The 20,088-nt window shown below is 70.8% G+C and carries 16 protein-coding genes; 11 read left to right on the forward strand and 5 right to left on the reverse strand.

The genetic code is table 11. The features are described 5' to 3' along the window. Positions 1–6 precede the first annotated feature (6 nt). Complete coding sequence (locus ACIQ7M_RS33895; RefSeq protein ID WP_403651432.1) at positions 7–858, reverse strand: helix-turn-helix domain-containing protein; 852 nt, start codon at positions 856–858, stop codon at positions 7–9. 353 nt (positions 859–1,211) lie between these two features. Between ACIQ7M_RS33895 and ACIQ7M_RS33900 the strand changes: the two genes are divergently transcribed. The 4 genes from ACIQ7M_RS33900 to ACIQ7M_RS33915 all read left to right on the forward strand — a co-directional run bounded on the left by ACIQ7M_RS33900 (position 1,212) and on the right by ACIQ7M_RS33915 (position 7,420). Next, positions 1,212–4,238, forward strand: coding sequence for a BTAD domain-containing putative transcriptional regulator (locus ACIQ7M_RS33900; RefSeq protein ID WP_403651434.1), 3,027 nt, complete (start codon positions 1,212–1,214; stop codon positions 4,236–4,238). Between the two features lie 431 nt (positions 4,239–4,669). Beyond that, positions 4,670–5,407: an A24 family peptidase gene (locus ACIQ7M_RS33905; protein WP_355761832.1), complete on the forward strand. Its 738-nt coding sequence runs from the start codon at positions 4,670–4,672 to the stop codon at positions 5,405–5,407. Between the two features lie 206 nt (positions 5,408–5,613). Beyond that, positions 5,614–6,813 carry a cyclic dehypoxanthinyl futalosine synthase gene (gene mqnC, locus ACIQ7M_RS33910; RefSeq protein WP_355761834.1) on the forward strand — a complete coding sequence of 400 codons (1,200 nt, stop codon included), beginning with the start codon at positions 5,614–5,616 and terminating at the stop codon, positions 6,811–6,813. A 7-nt stretch (positions 6,814–6,820) separates the two neighbouring features. Continuing rightward, positions 6,821–7,420 carry a hypothetical protein gene (locus tag ACIQ7M_RS33915; RefSeq protein WP_403651436.1) on the forward strand — a complete coding sequence of 200 codons (600 nt, stop codon included), beginning with the start codon at positions 6,821–6,823 and terminating at the stop codon, positions 7,418–7,420. Positions 7,421–7,527: 107 nt separating this feature from the next. Here the strand turns inward: ACIQ7M_RS33915 and ACIQ7M_RS33920 are convergent, their stop codons facing one another. Further along, positions 7,528–8,571 (reverse strand): chitinase, encoded by a 1,044-nt coding sequence (locus ACIQ7M_RS33920; protein WP_403651438.1) that lies wholly within the window; start codon positions 8,569–8,571, stop codon positions 7,528–7,530. 328 nt (positions 8,572–8,899) lie between these two features. Here ACIQ7M_RS33920 and ACIQ7M_RS33925 point away from each other — a divergent pair, with 328 nt between their 5' ends. The 5 genes from ACIQ7M_RS33925 (at position 8,900) to ACIQ7M_RS33945 (ending at position 15,618) form a co-directional block, all read left to right on the forward strand. Then, positions 8,900–9,319 (forward strand): hypothetical protein, encoded by a 420-nt coding sequence (locus ACIQ7M_RS33925; RefSeq protein ID WP_403651440.1) that lies wholly within the window; start codon positions 8,900–8,902, stop codon positions 9,317–9,319. An 18-nt stretch (positions 9,320–9,337) separates the two neighbouring features. Beyond that, positions 9,338–11,689 carry a bifunctional polysaccharide deacetylase/glycosyltransferase family 2 protein gene (locus ACIQ7M_RS33930; protein WP_403651442.1) on the forward strand — a complete coding sequence of 784 codons (2,352 nt, stop codon included), beginning with the start codon at positions 9,338–9,340 and terminating at the stop codon, positions 11,687–11,689. Then, positions 11,690–13,027, forward strand: a complete 1,338-nt coding sequence (locus tag ACIQ7M_RS33935) for an acyltransferase (RefSeq protein WP_403651444.1) — start codon at positions 11,690–11,692, stop codon at positions 13,025–13,027. Between the two features lie 80 nt (positions 13,028–13,107). Then, positions 13,108–14,679, forward strand: a complete 1,572-nt coding sequence (locus tag ACIQ7M_RS33940) for a reprolysin-like metallopeptidase (RefSeq protein ID WP_403651446.1) — start codon at positions 13,108–13,110, stop codon at positions 14,677–14,679. A gap of 243 nt (positions 14,680–14,922) precedes the next feature. After that, complete coding sequence (locus tag ACIQ7M_RS33945; RefSeq protein WP_355761854.1) at positions 14,923–15,618, forward strand: demethylmenaquinone methyltransferase; 696 nt, start codon at positions 14,923–14,925, stop codon at positions 15,616–15,618. Positions 15,619–15,658: 40 nt separating this feature from the next. Here ACIQ7M_RS33945 and ACIQ7M_RS33950 read toward each other — a convergent pair whose 3' ends face one another. After that, positions 15,659–15,991, reverse strand: a complete 333-nt coding sequence (locus tag ACIQ7M_RS33950; RefSeq protein WP_355761857.1) for a PASTA domain-containing protein — start codon at positions 15,989–15,991, stop codon at positions 15,659–15,661. A gap of 147 nt (positions 15,992–16,138) precedes the next feature. Further along, positions 16,139–16,645, reverse strand: coding sequence for a GNAT family N-acetyltransferase (locus ACIQ7M_RS33955; RefSeq protein ID WP_355761859.1), 507 nt, complete (start codon positions 16,643–16,645; stop codon positions 16,139–16,141). Between the two features lie 47 nt (positions 16,646–16,692). On the opposite strand from ACIQ7M_RS33955, the gene ACIQ7M_RS33960 reads away from it, so the two are divergent. Then, positions 16,693–18,045 (forward strand): geranylgeranyl reductase family protein, encoded by a 1,353-nt coding sequence (locus tag ACIQ7M_RS33960; RefSeq protein WP_403651449.1) that lies wholly within the window; start codon positions 16,693–16,695, stop codon positions 18,043–18,045. 121 nt (positions 18,046–18,166) lie between these two features. On the opposite strand, the gene ACIQ7M_RS33965 is transcribed toward ACIQ7M_RS33960, so the two are convergent. Next, positions 18,167–18,994, reverse strand: coding sequence for a C40 family peptidase (locus ACIQ7M_RS33965; RefSeq protein WP_389847260.1), 828 nt, complete (start codon positions 18,992–18,994; stop codon positions 18,167–18,169). Positions 18,995–19,718: 724 nt separating this feature from the next. Between ACIQ7M_RS33965 and ACIQ7M_RS33970 the strand changes: the two genes are divergently transcribed. Beyond that, complete coding sequence (locus ACIQ7M_RS33970) at positions 19,719–20,078, forward strand: NADH-quinone oxidoreductase subunit A (RefSeq protein ID WP_037627175.1); 360 nt, start codon at positions 19,719–19,721, stop codon at positions 20,076–20,078. Positions 20,079–20,088 lie beyond the last annotated feature (10 nt).

The raw sequence follows: 20,088 nt of genomic DNA on the forward strand, positions 1-20,088 counted from the left end.
ACAACTTCACAGCTCCTTCGTCAACCTGTGGATGAAGTCGCGGGACCGGTCGGCGTCCAGCGACACCGCCTCGACCTTGTGGAACAGCGTGCGATAGGCGTTGAGCTGGGCTTCGGAGTCGATGAACGCGGCTCCCTGGGGGGCGTCGCGCACGACGGTGTCCAGCCTGGGCACGGGGCCGCCCGCGTAGGTCATGGCGCTCGCGGCGCCACCGAACCCCTCCAGGTCGAAGGGGATGACGCGTACGGTGATGTGCTCGGCCTCGGACAGGTCCAGCACGTGGGCGAGTTGGGACCTCGAAGCGGAGCGGTTGCCGACCATGATGCGCAGGGCGGCCTCGTGGACGACGCCGTCGTACCGCTTGGGATCGGGGCCGTCGAGGAGCGCCTTGCGCTGCATCCGGTGCCGCACACGCAACTCGACCTCCTCGGCCGGAAGGTCGGGGACGCGGTAGGAGAACACCGCGCGTGCGTACTCCTCCGTCTGGAGAAGGCCGGGGACGTGAAGGAACTGGACGTCCCGCAGGAAGGCGGCGTAGTGCTCCAGCTCGGCGAGGTCGAGGAACGGCGTGGGCAGCAGACCGCGGTACGGCTCCCACCACCCGCGTGTCCGGTCGGTGGCCATGGCGACCAGGGCCTCCACGAACGCCTCGTCCGTGCAGACGTACTGCGCCGCGAGCCGGCGTAATCGCTTCTCGCTCACGCCCGCGAGGCCGGCTTCGATCTGGCTGATCTGTGCGGGGCTCACTCCGAGCAGTGTGGCCGCTTCACGCGATGCGAGTCCGGCGGCTCCGCGGAGTCGGCGCAATTCCGTCGCCAGACGCATCTGACGTGCTGTCGCGTCACGCCTCAGTGCCATCGGGTTCCCCTCTCGGCGTGCCATGAAGGTGACTCGTTCGGGGGCAGATTACGCGACCGTCCCGGTGGCTCTGAAGCGTCGGATCTACCGTCGGTGACGCCATGGCCACTCTGCGACACCCGCGAACAGGGTCGTCTCCTTCTTGCGGATGTTGTGAAGGGTGTGAGGGGGTCGGCGGTGGTGACGGAAGCCGGGGTGAAGGGGCAACTCTGTTGTCCTGGGCGGTTGGTGATGAAACGGGCGGTCTGCCGTCCATGCCGTCCTCCCGGCCTTCGACACCCTCCCTAGACTCTCAGTAGGCTCGGTTCACCCCCGAACTCACGCCCTCCCCAAACGACCCCGGGACACCCGCCATGGCGCGACGCACCACCTCCAGTTCGACGGGCGGCTCGCCGGGTCCGAGGAATCGGACGCCGCAGCCCCTGCCCCGGCGTCGTCGGACGTTCGGGGACTTCGTGAAGGCGTTCGGCGCGTTCGTCGCCCTGCTGGCGCTGCTCGTCGGTGTGCCGGGCGCGCTGGTCGCCCTGGGCTGGCCGCTGCCGCACGGGACGCCCTCGCTGGACTGGCTCCAGCAGGAGATCACCGTCGGCACGTTCATCCACGTGCTGACGGTCATCGTGTGGCTGGCCTGGGCGCAGTTCACCGCGTGCGTCCTCGTCGAGATGAAGGCCGCGCTGTCGGGCGTCGGGCTGCCCAACCGCGTACCGGGCGCCGGGGCGAGCCAGTTGCTGGCCCGTCAGCTCGTCGCGGCACTCCTGCTCGTCGGCGCCGCCGCCGCGAGCTTCACCCCGGGCCTCTCCCAGCTCGGCCAGAGCCCGGAAGGCAACCGGCACGGCTCCGTCGCCGCCGCTCAGCAGACCCCGGGCACGCTGTTCGATCAGCAGCGGGAGCAGGCCGCCGCGGGAGCCGCCGCCGTCGCCGAACAGGCCGCCGACGCCGCTGCCCAGGCCGCCTCCCAGGCGGACGGCGGATCCTCCGCCCGGCACGGCGACACGAAGTACTACCGGATCCAGCCCCCCGAGGGCCGTCACCACGACTCCCTCTGGGAGATCGCGCAGCGCCACCTCGGCGACGGGCGCCGGTACAAGGAGATCTACGAGCTCAACAAGGACCGTACGCAGCCCGACGGGTCCAAGCTGTCCGAGGCCAGCCTCATCCGGCCCGGCTGGATCATGGAGATGCCCGGCGACGCGCACGGCGGCGAGCTCGTCGAGATGCCCGAGGCCAGGCCCGGTATCCCGGAACAGGTCCAGCAGCAGATCCACGACTACGCGAAGACCGGCGACCACCAGCAGGCCGGCGGACAGCGGGCCGGCGGCGTCGGCCGGCAGGGCGAGCAGGGCGACCGGGACACCACGCACTTCCGCGTTCCCCAGCAGCGGGCCGGTGGTGACCAGGGCCAGGACGGCGACCGCGCCTCCTCCGGCGAAACCGCCCCGGACACGCGCGACGGGCGGAGCGAGCCGTCGGCCTCCGAGGAGAGCGGGTCCTCCTTCGGACTGCCCGAGGCGCTCCTCGGCGCACCCCTCCTCGCCGCGGGCCTCCTCGGCGCCCTCGGCCGACGCCGCCGCCAGGCCCTGTGGCAGTCGGCCCTCGGCGCGGTCGGCGGACGCCGGGGCATGGAGCCGCCGGTTCCCACCGGAGCCGCCCAGGACGCCCAGGACGCGCTGCTCGTCGGCGCCGACCCCGAGGGCGTACGCCTCCTCGACCTGTCGCTGCGCGGCCTCGCGGCCGCCCTCGCCGCCGAGTCGCGCCCGCTGCCGACCGTCTACGCGGCCTGGCTCGGCGGCAACGGCGATCTGCACCTTCAGCTCGCCCAGCCGGCCGGGAAGCCGCCCACGCCGTGGCAGCTCGGCCAGGACCAGACGTTCTGGATGCTGGCCCGCGCGGACGCCGAGCGGTACGAGGAGGTCGACACCGCCGCCCCCTACCCGGGCCTCGTCAGCCTCGGCACCATGGACGACTCGCGGCTGCTGCTCAACCTGGAGGCCGTGCCCGGCATCGTCTCGCTGAGCGGCAGCGCGGCCGACCGCGCGGGCGTCTTCGCCTCCGTCGCCGCCGAACTGGCCACCAACGGCTGGTCGGACCGCATGACGATCACCCTCGTCGGCTTCGGCGAGGACCTGACGCCGCTCGCGCCCAACCGGCTCCGCCACCTCGACGACATCGAGGCGCTCGTCGAGACCATGGAGGCCGAGACACGGCAGCGGCGCGGCGCGCTGGGCGCCGCCGGGCACGACTCCGTGCTCACCGGCCGCACCGGGCCCGCCCAGCACACCCGTTGGGCCCCGCACCTCGTCCTCCTCGCCGCCGAGCCGTCCCCCGTCGACGCCCTCAAGCTCGCCGAACTGGCCGCCGACGCCGGGCGGTTGGGCATCGGCTACCTCGTCGGTACCGAGAGCGGTGAACTGCCGGGCGCCGCCTGGGAGATGGAGGTCACCCGCGAGGGCAAGCTGCTCGCACCGCTCCTCGGCCTCGAACTCGACGCGCAGATGCTGCCGGTCGCCCAGCAGCGGGCGGTCGTGGAACTCTTCGTCGAGGCGGACCCGGAGGGCGGGCCGGACGGTCCGACCGACTCCCCGCCGTTCCTCGTCGACATCAGCGAGCAGGGACGGCCCGCCGTGTACGCACGGCTCGTGGGCCCGTACGAGATCATCGGTCTGGAGACGCCCGAGGGCGAACGCAGTCCGCTGCTGCACGAGGCGCTGGCGCTGCTCCTGCTGCACCGCGAAGGGGTGCACCCGCGCGTGCTGTCCTCCGCGCTGTGGCCGCGCGGAGTCACCGACGACGTGCGGGACGCGCTCGTCGAGCGGCTGCGCGGCTGGCTCGGCGACGACCCCGACGGCACCCCCCGTCTCGGCTCCGACGCGACCGGACGGCTCACGCTCGCCAAGTCCGTCGTCTCCGACCTGGACGTGCTGCGCTCCCTCTACCACGAGGCGACGCAGGGCAAGGGAGTCGACAGCCGGGTGGTGCGCGGGCGGCTGCTCACCGACGCGCTCGTCCTCGTCCGCGGCCCGCTGCTCGCCGACCGTCCCGAGGGGCGGTACGGCTGGCTCACCCACGAGATCATCGACGCCCAACTGCCGCTGCTGGTGGCGGACATCGGCCTCGCGCTCTCCGCGTTCCATCTGGAGAAGGACCGGGCGGAGAAGGCGATCGAGGCGCTGAACGCGTCCATGAACTCGGCGCCGGCGGACGAGCGGCTGTGGAACGAGCTGCTGCGCGCGACGCACGCGACGGGGGACGAGGACAAGGTGAAGCGGCTCGCCGCGGACCTGGTGTCCCGCAGCGGGGCGCGGGGGCTGCCGCCCCGGACGGAGGCCCTGCTCGACGAACTCCTCCCGGCCTGGCGCAGCGGCACGGCAGCGGTGGGCTGAGGGTTCGAGCCCCGGCCCGCCCCGCGCACCGACCGCTTCCGGCCGGCCGGCGCGGCCCACCGACCGCTTCCGGCCGGCCGGCGCGGCCCACCGCCCGGCCTGGGGCATTCCGCAAAGGCTCGTCTGCCCGGCCGCGCTTCGGGCGGACGCCGCGACTTCGCGGACACGCCCTGGGCCCTCACCACGACCACCGGCCGCATCCGGCCGTCGTCCACATGACAACCGCGCGCCGGCCGCCGCCCGTACGCTGACCGGCCAGGGGCGGCCGGACGGGAACCGGGGGGCCGAGTTCGGCGGAGCGGTCTCGACGGCCGGTCTCGACGGCCGGTCCCGGCGGGTTCTTTCGGTACCGGCGGCCGGGGCGCTGGTCACCGGCCCCGCCGGTCGGCTCGGTCGGCCCGGCCGGTACAGCGGACTATTGGGGGGAACGCGTGGATCTCGATCTCTGGCTCGTCGTCGCCGCCGCGCTCTGGGGAGCGGCGGCGGGGCTTCTGGTGCCCCGGCCCGCGTACCGCTTCGCCGTCGAGCCCGACGAGCCGTGGCGGGACCGCTGTCCGGAAGGACAGCCGATCACCGGGGCCGCGCGCGGATGGCTGGGGCTCGCCCGTTCCCCGGGCGGAACCCGCTACGGCCCCAGCGCCCTCCTCGTCGCGCCGGTCACCGCCCTCCTCTGCGCCGGACTCGCCCTCGCCACCGGCACGCGTCCGGAGCTCGGCGTCTGGCTGCTGCTCGCGCCGCTCGGCGTCCTGCTCGCCGTGGTGGACTTCCGGGTGCAGCGGCTGCCGGACGCGCTGACCCTGCCGCTCGCGGCGACGGCGCTCGTCCTGCTCGGGGTGGCCGCCGCGCTGCCCGAGCACGCGGGGGAGTGGACGACGGCCCTGTTCGGGGCGCTCGCACTCGGCGGCGGGTACTTCGTGCTGTTCCTCATCAACCCGAACGGCATGGGCTTCGGCGATGTGAAACTCGCCCTCGGCCTCGGCGCGGTGCTCGGCTGGTACGGGTGGAGCGTGGTCGTCCTCGGCACCTTCGCCGGGTTCCTGTTCGGCGCGCTGTACGGGATGGCGCTGGTGATCGCCCGGCGCGCGGGGCGCAAGACGTCGATCCCGTTCGGCCCGTTCCTGATCGCGGGGGCGTACGTGGGGCTGCTGATCGGGGCGTTCGCGGCCTGACGGCGACCCGGACCGGCGCGGGTCGGGCCGATGAGCCCGAAGTCGGTCTCGCCGACGGGCTCGGCGCCGGTCGGCCGGTGGGCCGGAAGTCGGTCGCGCCGGTGGGCCCGACGCCGGTCCGCCGGTGGGCCTGGCGTCGGCCGGTGGGGTGGGCTGGCGTAGGGTGGTTGAGTCTGTCCACAACCCTTACGAAAGGGACGCTCCCGGTGACCGAGAAGGCCGACCTTCAGTCCGTGCTGGACCGTGCCGCCGAGGGTGGGCGGATCACCCCGGAAGAGGCACTCGACCTCTACCGCGACGCCCCCCTGCACGCGCTCGGTGCCGCCGCCGACGCCGTACGCCGCCGCAGGTACGCGGGTACCGAGCACATCGCGACGTACATCATCGAGCGCAACATCAACTACACGAACGTGTGCGTCACGGCGTGCAAGTTCTGCGCGTTCTACGCGGCCCCGAAGGACACCGCCAAGGGCTGGACGCGCGACCTCGACGACATCCTGCGCCGCTGCGCGGAGACCGTCGAGCTCGGCGGCACGCAGATCATGTTCCAGGGCGGGCACCACCCGGACTACGGCGTCGAGTACTACGAGAAGCACTTCGCCGCGATCAAGGGCGCGTACCCCGAGCTGGTCATCCACTCCCTCGGCGCGTCCGAGATCGAGCACATGGCCCGGATCTCCAAGGTGAGCGTCGAGGAGGCCATCCAGCGGATCCACGCGGCCGGCCTCGACTCGTTCGCCGGCGCCGGCGCCGAGCTGCTCCCGGCCCGCCCGCGCAAGGCGATCGCCCCGCTCAAGGAGTCCGGCGAGCGCTGGCTGGAGATCATGGAGATCTCGCACGGGCTGGGCGTCGAGTCGACGTCCACCATGCTGATGGGCACCGGCGAGACCAACGCCGAGCGCATCGAGCACCTGCGGATGATCCGTGACGTACAGGACCGGACGGGCGGCTTCCGCGCGTTCATCCCGTACACCTACCAGCCCGAGAACAACCACCTGAAGGGCCGTACGCAGGCGACGCTCTTCGAGTACCTGCGGATGATCGCGATCGCGCGTCTGTTCCTGGACAACGTGGCGCACATCCAGGGCTCCTGGCTGACCACCGGCAAGGAGGTCGGCCAGCTCTCCCTGCACTACGGCGCGGACGACCTCGGCTCGATCATGCTGGAGGAGAACGTCGTCTCCTCCGCCGGCGCCAAGCACCGCTCCAACCGCATGGAGATCATCGACCTGATCCGCAAGGCGGACCGTGTCCCCGCCCAGCGGACCACGACGTACGAGCACATCGTCGTCCACGACGACCCGGCGAACGACCCGGTCGACGAGCGCGTCATGTCCCACATCTCCTCGACCGCGATCGAGGGCGGCACGGCGCACCCCGAGCTGAAGCTGCTCGCGTCCAACTGACGTACTCATGCTGACGATTCACGTAGCCGAGGAGTCGGCCGGGACGGCGGTCCTGGTCGACGGGGCGGTCGTCGCCGCCGTCGGCCCGTACGAGGACCTGGCCGCCGTCCGTCCGGGCGCGAAGGTGCGGCGCTGGCCCGGCATCCTGACGCCGGGACTGCTCAACCCGTACGGCCCGGAACTCCTGGAAGCCATGTACCACCCGGACCCGCGCGAGGCCGAGGGCTTCGGCACCGAGCCCATCGGCGGGGAGCGGGCCAAGCGGATCTTCCGCGCCGATCCCGCACGTGTCGGCGCGAGCGCGCGGCGCGGGATCCAGCGGCTGCTGGCGCACGGCACGGTGGCGGTGGCAGGGGAGCTGCGGTCGCGAGCCGTGGTCGACGCGGTGCGCAGGGTGGGTCTCGCGGTGGGGCGGCGGCCGGACGGGCTCGCGGGGCCGGCGTCGCTTTCCCCGACCCCGCTGATCCTGCTGCCCGGGCTGGTGCCGGGCGGTCCGGCCCGGTTCGCCGTGTTCGACGTCGCGGACCGCGCCGAACTGGTCCGACGCGGCGCGGGGACCTGCGTGGCGACCGTGATCGGCGGCCGACTGGTGTACCGCGCCCACTGACCACGGCACGTGACGCCGACCACGGCACGTGACGCTGACCACCGCACGTGACGCCGGCTCAGCCCGCGAGGGTTCGCTGAGGCCGCTCCAGGCCACGTGACGCCGGCTCAGCCCGCGAGGGCCTTCGCGAACGCCCCCGCGCTCTGCCGCACGCCGCTGCAGTCGGTCGCCGCGTCGTCCGCCGTGGCGCTGCCCTTCTCGCACTGCCTGTCGCGGAACGTCGACCACATCGACACCCAGGCCACCTTCTTCCTCTCGGCGAACTCCCGTACCTGCGCGGCGTCCGCGAGCCCGAACGTCTCGTTGTCCACGTCGTTGACGCCGATCATCGAGGTGAGCGCGAGCCCCTGCCAGGCGTCGGCGCTCGACAGTCCGAACACCTTCTTCACCTGGGTGTGGGCCGCCTGGGCGGACGTGATCGCGTAGTCGCCCATGTCGCCGGCGTACGAACTGCCGTAGTTCATGGTCATGATGTTGACCGTGGAGACGTCCACGGAATGGTCGTTGGCGGACTCCAGCAGGGCCAGGCCGTCGGCGTCGAGCCCGGACGGCATCACGGGCAGGGTGAAGGACACCGTCAGCCCGGGACGCTCCTTCTGGAGCAGCGCGATGGCCTCGGAGCGCAGCGCGACCGAGTCGGAGTCGCTCAACTGGGTGCCCTCGACGTCGAAGTCGGCCCGCGTGGACCCTGCCGCGTCCAATGCCGCGCCGTAGGCCGCGGCGAGGTCGCTCGCGCTGCCGCACGTCGATGCCAGCTCCTTGCCGGAGGCACCCCCGAACGACACCCGCACCCCTGCCCCGGACTTCTCGAGCGCCGAGATCCGGGACTTCACCGCCGTGTCGCCGATGGCGTACATCCCGTCCCACTTCGGTGTGCAGCCGCTGCCGTCCGAGATCACGAAGGCCAGGTTGTACGTGGTCGGCGACCCCGCCGAGTCGGTGTCCGCGGCGGTCGTGGCGCTCACGTACGGGGCGTACGAGGTGGCCGACGACGTCGCCGCGCCCGCTTCCGGCGACGCCGCCGCGGCCGTCGTTCCGCCGCCCCCCGCGGACGGCCGGTCCGAGGCGTCACCGCCGCCCGAGGAGCACCCCGCACAGGCCAGGGCCACCAGGCAGACGACCCCTACGGCCGGCCTCAGGAAACTCCGCATTCCGCACGCACCCACTCTCGTGATCTTTCGCGATCTCGTGTGATGTCTGTCTCGGATCGAAAACAAACAGCCGTTCCCCGACTGGAAATGTGTCACATCCGGAACGGAATGCCGAATGGAGACCGTGAGAGGAAAGCGTGGGCAAGCGTGCGGTCAAAAAGGGTGATTCGGGCTTCGGTTGGGTGCATATCCCTCATATCCATCGGGTCCGGGTCGCGCGGACATTTCTCGATTTTCATAGGGAAAGTACAGGCTCGGGCCTCTCTCATGGGCCGTTCATACGGAACTCGGAGTTTCCGACACATAAACGCGTCCTACCGTCTGGGGAATGCAATCCGAGTCCGCCGTCGAAAACCATGTCCAGGTGCGAGGCCGTAGCCGCAAACGCGGCAGGGGGCCCGAGGCCGGCCCCGTGTTCGTCGACAGCTCCGGGCGCCGTGCCCGCCTGCTGAGCAGAGTCGGCATGCTCGTCGGCGTCGTCTGCCTCGGGTACGCCGTCGTGCTCGGCATGGCCTTCATGGGCTGGGGCACCTCGCTGACGCCGTCCTCCCTCCTCCCCTTCGGCAGCGGCCGCTCCGGCTCCGCACCCGGCGGGGGCTACGGCGGGCCCGACGCCGGCGCCCGCCCGAGCGGCGCGCCGGACGGAGCGCCCACCGGCGTCCCGCCGTCGGGCCCGCTCACCGGCTCCGCGCCCTCCTCCGCCCCCACGACCACCGCCGGGGCGTCCGCGTCCACCGGCGCCGAGTGACGGGGCGCACCCAATCCCATGACCACGACGACACCCACGCGCGGCCGTCGGCGGGCCCCCTCCAAGCTGGAGCGGGCCGCCGGGAAGGCCGCGGCGCTGCAGAAACCCCGTGTCATCCTCGCCCTGATGCTCCTGCTGGCCCTCGTCAGCGTCATGCTGCTCGACGGCTATCTGCGCTCGGAGATCGGCAACGACGCCCGGGTGCGCGACGGCGCCGCCTACGACAAGGTCCCCCAGAAAATCCTCGACGGCGGCCCCATCCTGACGTTCGCCGACGGCGCCGCGAAGACGCAGTCCGTGCCGGAGAAGACCATCGTGCTCACCTTCGACGACGGGCCGACCCCCACCTGGACGCCCGAGGTCCTGAAGGTCCTGGAGAGGAACGACGTCGACGCCACGTTCTTCATGGTCGGTTCGATGGTCTCCCGCTACCCCGACGTCGTGAAGAAGCTGGTGAACCAGGGCAACGAGGTCGGCATCCACACCTTCACCCACGTCGACCTCTCCTACCAGAGCACCGCGCGGCTCCAACGCGAGCTGAAGCAGACGCAGTTGGCCCTCGCGGGCGCGGCGGGCGTCCAGACCACGCTGTTCCGTGCCCCGTACTCCTCGGAGATCAGCGCCGTCGACAACTACAGCTGGCCCGTCTACAAGGAGCTCGGCGGCCTCGGCTACACCAGCGTCTTCGTCGACACCGACAGCGACGACTGGAAGAAGCCGGGCGTCTCGAAGATCGTCCAGTGGGCGACACCGAAGAAGAACAAGGGCGCCATCGTCCTCATGCACGACGCGGGCGGCGACCGCTCGCAGACGGTCCGGGCGCTCGACACGTACATCAAGAAGATGAAGGCGAAGGGCTACACGTTCGCCACGGTCAGCGGCGCCCAGGCCGAACTGAACCGGGCCGCGTCCCTGGCCGCCGCCGGCCGGGGCGGGTCCGGAACGGCGCGCGGGACCGGGTCCGGGGCGGCCGGCCAGGGCGGTTCCCGGGCCGGGGGCACCGCGGCGGCCGGCGGTCCGTCGGCCGGTGTCATCGAGGGCGCCGAGGCGCAGGCGGGCCAGCGCAGGGCGACCGGCGCGACCCTCTACGAGGGCAAGGCGCTCGTCTACGCCGTGGCGGTCGCCGAATGGGTCGTACCGGCGCTGTCCTGGTTCCTCGTGGTCGTCGGAGTCGCCGTCATGGGCCGGTTCGCGATGATGCTGGTCCTCGCCCGCCGGCACCACCGGCAGCGCAACCGCAAGCGCGGCCGCAGAGGAGGTCGGGGCGGGAAGTTCAGCTGGGGACCGACGGTCACCCGGCCGGTGACGGTCATCGTGCCCGCGTACAACGAGAAGGAATGCATCGCCAACACCCTGAGGTCACTGGCGAAGAGCACGCATCCGATCGAGATCATCGTGGTCGACGACGGCTCCGAGGACGACACGTCCGAGATCGCCGAATCACTCGGCATGCCGAACGTCCGGGTCGTCCGGCAGGAGAACGCCGGCAAACCCGCCGCGCTCAACAACGGTGTCCGGCACGCCCGTCACGACATCGTCGTGATGATGGACGGCGACACCGTCTTCGAGCCGGACGCCGTGCACCAGCTCGTGCAGCCCTTCGCCGACCCGGAGATCGGGGCCGTCGCGGGCAACGCCAAGGTCGGCAACCGCGACACCGTGATCGGCGCCTGGCAGCACATCGAGTACGTGATGGGCTTCAACCTCGACCGCCGCATGTACGACCTGCTGCGCTGCATGCCCACCATCCCCGGCGCGATCGGCGCGTTCCGCCGGGACGCGGTCCTTGAGGTCGGCGGCATGAGCGAGGACACGCTCGCCGAGGACACCGACATCACCATCGCCATGCACCGCGCGGGATGGCGGGTCGTCTACCAGGAGCACGCCAAGGCCTGGACGGAGGCGCCCGGTTCGCTCAAACAGCTCTGGTCGCAGCGCTACCGCTGGTCGTACGGCACCATGCAGGCGCTGTGGAAGCACCGCAAGTCCCTGACGGACAAGGGTCCTTCGGGCCGCTTCGGACGCGTCGGCATGCCGCTGGTGGTGCTCTTCCAGATCGTCACGCCGGTCTTCGCGCCGCTCATCGACGTGTTCACCGCCTACTCGATGATCTTCGTGGACTTCCGGGCCGCGCTGCTCGCCTGGCTGGCCGTCCTCGCGGTCCAACTGATCTGCGCGGCCTACGCGTTCCGGCTCGACCGGGAGAAGTACCGCTACCTCGCGATGCTGCCGCTGCAGCAACTCGCCTACCGCCAGATGATGTACCTGGTTCTGATCCACTCCTGCGTCACGGCCCTGACCGGCGGCCGCCTCCGCTGGCAGAAGCTCAAACGCACGGGCGAGGTCGGAACCCCGGCAGGAGTGAGCTAGATGACCTGGGGCGCGGAACAGCAGGGCCAGGGGTACGAGGGCGGATACGGGTACGGGTACGACGGCGGGTACGGCCACGGCCCCGCGTACGGGTACGACGGCGGGTACGCCTACGACCCCGGGCCAGGGCTCCCGTACGACCAGACCCCGTCGTACGAGCAGCCGATGACGTACGAGCAACCGGCGCCGTACGAGGAGCGGTGCCCGTACGTGCCCGAGCCGGAGGATCCCGTTCTCACGGAGACGGAGACGGCGGCGGCCGAGCCGGTCCCGTCCCCGGTCCCGTCCCGCGAGAAGGGAACCGGGGGCGGCCGGGACCGCTACTTCGACGCCCTCCGTGCCGTCGCCCTGGTCCGTGTCGTCACGTACCACACCTTCGGCTGGGCCTGGGCCGGACTGGTCTTCCCGTCGATGGGCGTGATGTTCGCGCTCGCCGGCACATTGATGGCCAAGTCCCTGGAGCGGCCCGCGCTCAAGGTGGTGCGCGGCCGGATGCGGCGACTGCTGCCGCCGTTCTGGTTCTGGGGCCTCTTCGTCGTGATGGCGATGCTGATACACGGCTGGATGCCGGGATGGCAGATCGTGTTCTGGATCGTCCCGGTCGGCGACCCTCCGGGCAACGAGTGGGGCGAGCAGGCCTGGGAGATCCTCTGGTACCTGCGGACGTACCTCTGGTTCGTGCTGCTCTCCCCTCTCCTCCTGAACGTCTTCCGCAGGGCCCCGATACCGGTGCTGCTCCTCTCGCTCGTCCCGATCGTGGTCTTCCAGTACGTGTGGCAGCCGCCGGACGACCGCTTCGGCAGCACCCTCACGGACCTCGCCACCTATCTCTTCTGCTGGCTCCTCGGCTTCGCCCACCGCGAGGGGGCGCTCCGGCGCCTGAAACCGGCCGTGGTGGTCCTCGCCTCGGCGGCCGCCCTCGCCTACGGCGGCTGGTACGCCCTCGCGCACCGGGCGGAGTACGGCACGTACGACCTGGACGACATACCCCTCGCCCAGGCCTTCTGGTCGGCGGGCTTCGTGACGGCGCTGATGTACTTCAAGGCCTACTACGACGTCGACTTCGCCTGGATGGCCCGCTTCAGGCGGCTCGACCGCACGGTGACGATCTTCAACGGGCGGGCGGTGACGATCTACCTCTGGCACGAGATCGCGCTGATCCTGGCCGTCCCGCTGATCGACCGGTTCTGGAACGTGCCGGCCTTCGAGAAGTGGCTGCCCCTGGAGAGCCAGTGGTTCATGTTCGCCGTCGGCTGGGTGCTGATCTGGATCGCGATCCCGCTGTTCGGCTGGGTCGAGGACGTGGCCGCCCGGAAGCGGCCCCGGCTGCTGCCGTAGCGGCTCGAAGGGTGAACCTCGCCCCGGTTGGCCGTCTGTGGACGCCTCCAGCGAGCAGGGCGCGATCTTGGTTACGGAGCATGGGAGAAACCCCCACAGAGAGGCTGACGTTCCTCATGCGTCGTTCCCTGCTCGCCGCGTCCACCGCGGCGACCGCACTCGCCGCCGCCCTGTCGCTGGCCGTGAACACCCCCGCTGCCGCCGGAGCCGGACCCGGCCGCGACCCCGAGCCGTGGGTGAAGCGCAGCGCGGTGATGCGCGCGAATCCCAAGGACTTCCATTCGCTGTGCGGCAGACAGAAGGACGGCGTGCCCGAGCGCCGCACCTTCCCGCTCTTCGAGCACCAGAAGGGCTTCACGGCGATCGAGGACTTCAAGCGCCAGGACCCGGACGGCACGGTGTTCTGGTCCGGCCACGACCCGAGGCACCCGGAGAACACGATCTCCGTGTCCGTCATCGGCGCGTGCACCGCCGGACCGGTCACCCTGTCCGGCGAGATCGAGGCGGGCTTCCGCCAGTACCTGTACAAGCCGGTGGCCAAGCGGCCGGGCAGGTACCTGCTCCAGGAGATCGACGCTCTGAAACTGCCGCCGAGCGGACAGGGCGTCGACACGGTGACCGTGCCGCCGACCAGGTCGGTCGGGCCGCACAAGCCGGGGCTGAGGGTCGCCACCCCCGACAACCCCGCGGCCATCGACATCGTCGTCGCCTACACCCCGGCCACCCTCACGGAACTCGGCTCGGTCTCCGCGGTCCAGAGCCGGATCCGGTACGGCGTGAACCAGCTCAACAGGGCGCTCGCGACCAGCCAGGTGCCGGCCAGCGTGCATGTCGTGAACACCTACGAGACCGCGGCGACCGGCGTCGCCCGTGAGAACGCCGGAACCCTGCTCAGCATGATCAGCAACCCCCTGAACCCGACCCTCGGCGTCACGGCCGCCGCCCAGCGGACGGCCTTCGGCGCCGACCTGGTGGCGCTCATCGCCTCCATTCCGGTGGGGGACAGCTCCGGGAAGGCGGACCTGCCCACCCCGGCGGGCCCGGGGACCAGCAACAACGCGTTCTCGGTCACCAGCGCCTTCTCCATCACGGGGTGGGAGAACCTCGCCCACGAGATCGGCCACAACTTCGGTCTCATGCACGACCGCAAGACGGTGGTGTCCCAGGGCGGTACGACTCCCGTGGGCACCGACAACTACGGCTGGGTCACCGCCGACCAGCGGCACCACACGATCATGGCCTACTCCGACGCCTGCACCCGAGCGTGCGCGGTCGTCAACCAGTACTCCAACACCGTCAACCTGCTGAACGGCCAGGCTCTCGGGGACGAGAACAACAACAACGCCGCCAACGCGACGAGGGCCGCCGAGTTCCTGGCGAACTACTGGGCCTCCAAGGTCACCAACCGGGCCTCCCTCACCATGACCTCCACCCCGCCCGCCGGAGGCAGCCTCACGCCGAGCGAGTACGGACCGTACGACCCCGGCACGCAGGTCACCGTCACCGCCGAGACGAGCCCCGGCTTCCGGCTCACCGGCTGGGAGGTCGACGGTGTGCTCCAGACGGACACCACGCCGAACTACACGATCACCATGAACGCCAACCACACCATCAACGCGGTGTTCGCCGAGATCCCCGAGCCCACGCGGTAGCACCCGGCACGTGGTGCCTGGCACCCCGTGATACCTGACAACCCCCGTAGTACCTGGCACCGGCAGTACCCGGCGCGCGGCGGAGCCCGTCGGCAGGCGGAACCCGTCGGGCCGTCGGAACGGCGCCGTATCCTCCCCGCGGTTCACGGGGCGGGTGCGGCGCCTTCCCGTACAGGGGAACGACGGACCGTTCCCGGCCGGGCGCCGGAGAGCCCTCGGGCCCGTACTGCCACAATGGGGACCGTGATTCGCGCATCCCTGGACAAGCAGCCGCACGAAGTCGCCTCGATGTTCGACGACGTGGCGGAACGGTACGACCTGACGAACGACCTGCTGTCGCTCGGACAGGACCGGGCGTGGCGCAAGGAGGTCGCGAAGGCGGTCGACGCGCGCCCCGCGCAGAAGATCCTGGACCTCGCGGCCGGCACCGCGACCTCGTCGCTCCCCTTCGCCCGCACCGGCGCCTACGTCGTCCCCTGCGACTTCTCCCTCGGGATGCTCCGCGTCGGCAAGCGGAACCACCCCTGGCTGCCACTGACCGCCGGTGACGCGACCAGACTGCCCTTCAAGGACGACACGTTCGACGCCGTCACGATCTCCTTCGGGCTGCGCAACGTGCAGGACACCGACACCGCGCTCCGCGAGCTGTACCGCGTGACCAAGCCGGGCGGCCGCGTCGTGATCTGCGAGTTCTCGCACCCCACCTGGGCGCCGTTCCGCACGGTCTACACCGAGTACCTGATGCGCGCGCTGCCCCCGGTCGCCCGCGCCGCCTCCTCCAACCCCGACGCCTACGTCTATCTCGCCGAGTCCATCCGCGCCTGGCCGACCCAGCCGGAACTGGCCCAGCGGCTCATCGGCGCCGGCTGGTCGAAGGTGGCCTGGCGCAACCTGACGGGCGGCATCGTGGCCCTCCACCGGGGCTTCAAGCCGGCCTGACCCCGCTCGACGCCGACGCCCGGGGGCCCTCCGGGACCGGCTACCTGAGGACCACGAACGGGTCGCCCGGCAGGTCGAGTTCGCGGCGCGGTCCGCCCGACGGCGGACGGGGCGGACGGGGCTCACGCACCCCGGCGCCGCCCTCCGCGTCCCCCAGGTCGAACCACACCGTCACGACGGCTCCGCGCGGCACTTCGGCCCCGGGCTGCGGAAATTGCCGTACGACGTAGTCGACGACCGTCCGATGGAAATCGGGCCGGTCGGGCGCGGCGAGCAGAACACCGCGAGCCTCTGCCGTCTCACGCGCGTCCACGGCCATCAGACCGACGAGCCGCGGCACGCGCACTTCGGGTGTCTTGGGTGTTATGCGCACAGACGTCACCCCCAGCGGTACCGGAAGGGTAAGCCTCGCCCGTGCCCTTCCGGAAGCCATGAGGAGACGCGCCGGACTCCGTCACAGGGCCGACGCCGGCAGCCGTCACAAGGCCGGCCGGCAGGGGTGGCCTCGCTCCGGCAACCGTCACAGAGCCAGCCGGTAGCGGTGGCCCTCCTGCCGCGACGAGGGCAGCGTGAACCGCTCCGCGAGTTCCATTCCGAGCCGTCTCGTCACCGCGATGGAACGGGTGTTGCCCGCGTCGACCATCGCGACGACGTCCGTGACGCCCGCCGCGCGGACCCGCTCCAGGGTGGTCCGGGCCGCCGCCGTGACGTACCCCTTGCCCCAGTGCGCCCGCCCCAGCCGCCAGCCGATCTCGATCTCCCCGGCCGGGCCCCAGGCGTGCGGCCAGGGCTGCGCGCCCGTGAAGCCCAGTACCTCGTCCCCGGGACCGACCATCGTCCACAGGCAGAACCCGTGCTCCGCGTCGTGCCGCCGCTGGCGCGCCGTGAGTTCCTCGTAGACGGACCGCTCGGCCGCGCGGCCCCCGTGGAACTCCATGACCTCGGGGTCGTCGAAGACCCGGTGCCACTCGAGAGCGTCCTCGTCGGTGGGGACGCGCAGGCGTACTTCGGGGAGAGCTCGGTTCACGGGGCAGCCCTTCAGCCGGGTGATCGGTACCGCTGCATAGACTGCCCATGTCCAGTGCCCGTCGGCACGTTCATTTCGAGTCTTGGGGAGACCCCGCCGTGACCGAGTCCCAGCCACTCTCCGAGAACACCGCCGACGTCATCGTCGTCGGGGCCGGGCCAGCCGGCTCCACCACCGCCTACTACCTGGCGAAGGCGGGGCTCGACGTCCTGCTCCTGGAGAAGACGGCCTTCCCGCGCGAGAAGGTCTGCGGTGACGGACTGACCCCGCGCGCGACCAAGCAGCTCGTGTCGATGGGCATCGACATCTCCGAGGAGGCCGGCTGGCTCCGCAACAAGGGCCTGCGCATCATCGGCGGCGGTGTCCGCCTCCAGCTCGACTGGCCGGATCTCGCCTCCTTCCCCGACTACGGACTCGTGCGCAAGCGGGACGACTTCGACGAGCAGCTCGCGCGGCAGGCGCAGAAGGCGGGAGCGAGGCTGCACGAGCGCTGCAACGTCGGCGCCCCGATCCTCGACGAGCGCACCGGCCGGATCATCGGCGTGCACGCCAAGGTGGGCGACGCCGACTCCAAGGAGAAGCGGGAGGTGACCTTCCACGCCCCGCTGGTGGTGGCGGCGGACGGCAACTCCAGCCGCCTCTCCCTCGCGATGGGCCTGCACCGCCGTGAGGACCGCCCGATGGGCGTCGCCGTCCGCACGTACTTCACCTCGCCGCGCCACGAGGACGACTACCTGGAGTCGTGGCTGGAGCTGTGGGACCGGCGGGGCGCCGAGGACCGGCTGCTGCCCGGCTACGGGTGGATCTTCGGCATGGGCGACGGCACCTCGAACGTCGGCCTCGGTGTCCTCAACACCTCCGACTCCTTCAAGGAGCTCGACTGGCGCGAGGTCCTGAAGGCGTGGTGCGCCTCGATGCCGGAGGACTGGGGCTACACCCCCGAGAACATGACCGGCCCGATCCGCGGCGCGGCCCTCCCGATGGCCTTCAACCGTCAACCGCACTACACCAAGGGCCTGCTGCTCGTGGGTGACGCCGGCGGTCTGGTGAATCCCTTCAACGGTGAGGGCATCGCCTACGCCATGGAGTCCGGCCAGATCGTGGCCGACGTCATCGTCCAGGCCCACGCCCGCGCCACCCCCGGCCAGCGCGAACTCGCTCTCCACCGCTACCCGCGGGTCCTGAAGGACACCTACGGCGGGTACTACACCCTCGGCCGCGCCTTCGTGAAGCTCATCGGCAACCCGAAGGTCATGAAGATCGCCACGCAGCGCGGTCTGACCCACCCGATGCTGATGAAGTTCACCCTCAAGATGCTCGCGAACCTCACCGACCCGACGGGCGGCGACGCGATGGACCGCATCATCAACGGCCTCTCGAAGGTCGCCCCGAAGGCCTGACCGCACGACCCGCCCCGGTGGCCACCGGGGCGGCTCCGGACGCCGCCGGCACCGGGTCAGGAACAGCCCGAAGGACCGCTCCCCGCACAGGAAGCGGTCCTTCGGCAGTTCACCCGGGGGTTCAGAGCACGCGCACCGCGCCCGTGGCCGGGTAGCCCGACAGGTCCTGGATCACGACGCCCTTGGAGGGGTTGGCCGCGTCGAGGTACTGCCCGTTACCGATGTACACACCGACGTGGTAGGCCGAACCCGCCGAACCCCAGTACAGAATGTCGCCGACCTGGACATTCGACAGGGAAACCGGCGTACCGGACACCGACTGGTCCTGCGAGACACGCGGCAGGTCGACACCGACCTGCTTGAACGCCGCCTGCACCAGACCGGAACAGTCCCACGCGTTGGGTCCGGTGCCGCCCATGACGTACGCGTCGCCGACCTGCGCCTTGAGGAAGGCGATGACAGTCGCGACACTGCCGCTGGCCGGGGCCGCGACGTTCGTGGACGCGCTCGCCGACAGGGTGGTCCGCGCCGAGGAACGCGAGACGGCGTCGGCCGCCGCGGCCTTGCGCGCGGCTTCGGCCTTCGTCTTGGCCTCGGCCTTCTTCTTGGCGTCCGCCAGGTCGGCCTTGGCCTGCTTGGCGGCCTTGGCGGCCGCCGCGTCGCGCTCAGCCTGGAGCTGATAGTCGGCCGCGGCCTGCTGGGTGGCGTCCGCGGACTGGGCGACCTGGTTGGCCAGGTCGGCAGTCAGGGTCGGCAGTTCCATGGTCTGCGTGACGGGCTCGGCGGCGCTCGCCGAACCCGCGGCCGCGGCCACGGCGAGGGTGCTGAGGACGCCACCGGCAACTCCGGCGCGCATCGCGAGCGACGGAGCGTTGCGACGGGGCTTCCGGTGGCTTCGTATGTGTGCGGTGTGGGACATGGGTACTAGCGGTACCAGGGGCTCCTCCATACCTTCAAGAAACGTGTGGTGCGCCACAGTTGTTCAATCGGCCGCCGAATTCGTCGCCCGTCACTCTTTATTGACGCCGTAACGGGCATTGCGGACACTGTCCATCAGGCCCGTGATCATGGCCTTTCAGTATTACGTCCGAATTGCCCGCGACCTACCACCGGTTGAAGAGGATGGCCAAGCCCGGCTTATCTGACCCATAGGTAGATGTGGCGCAGGTCACGGAACGGTCACCCGGGCGCTCGCGTCCCGCGCGTGGACCCCCGTCGCCCAGCCGTCGCGCCCGCTCGTGAACGCGTGCACGTGTCCACATCGGTCCCGTTGATCCCTCCGACGTGTGAACGCGGTCCCCTATCAAGGGGGTGCGTCCAGCGCGAATTTGCATGCGGCGGAAGACTCTTGATATTGAGACGACCCCCTGGGCCTGCGGAGATGAACGAAAATGTCACGTCTCGTGATCGACCTGACGCTTCGTGTGTGAAGATCACTGCTCATCCGACTTCATGATCGTTCGCCAGGTGGTGGAGATCACAAAGCTAAGGCAATACCCCGTGTCGCAGATCACAGACCGCCGGGCATAAGATGCGAGGCAGTTGGGCTTGTGACCTGCTTCACATGTCCGCGATCTTCGCCGGGACGGGTGGGGTTCGCGGTGCTGACGAGGCAGGGGTGCGGGCCCGTCGAAACCGCCACCAGTCAGTGCCGACTGAGAGGAGCGAGGAGCGTGAACGCGTATGCGCCGATCCTCGTACTGGGAGCCCTCGGGGCAGGCTTTGCGATCTTCTCCGTGGTCATGGCCACGCTGATCGGTCCGAAGCGGTACAACCGCGCCAAACTCGACGCCTACGAGTGCGGCATCGAGCCGACCCCCACGCCGGTCGGCGGCGGGCGTTTTCCCATCAAGTACTACCTGACGGCGATGCTCTTCATCGTCTTCGACATCGAGATCGTCTTCCTCTACCCCTGGGCCGTCACCTTCGACGCCCTGGGTGTTTTCGGGCTCGTGGAGATGCTGCTCTTCGTGCTCACCGTCTTCGTCGCCTACGCGTACGTATGGCGGCGCGGCGGCCTGGAATGGGACTGAGGGGCCTTTA

Source organism: Streptomyces sp. NPDC096324, assembly GCF_044763015.1.
GTDB lineage: Bacteria > Actinomycetota > Actinomycetes > Streptomycetales > Streptomycetaceae > Streptomyces.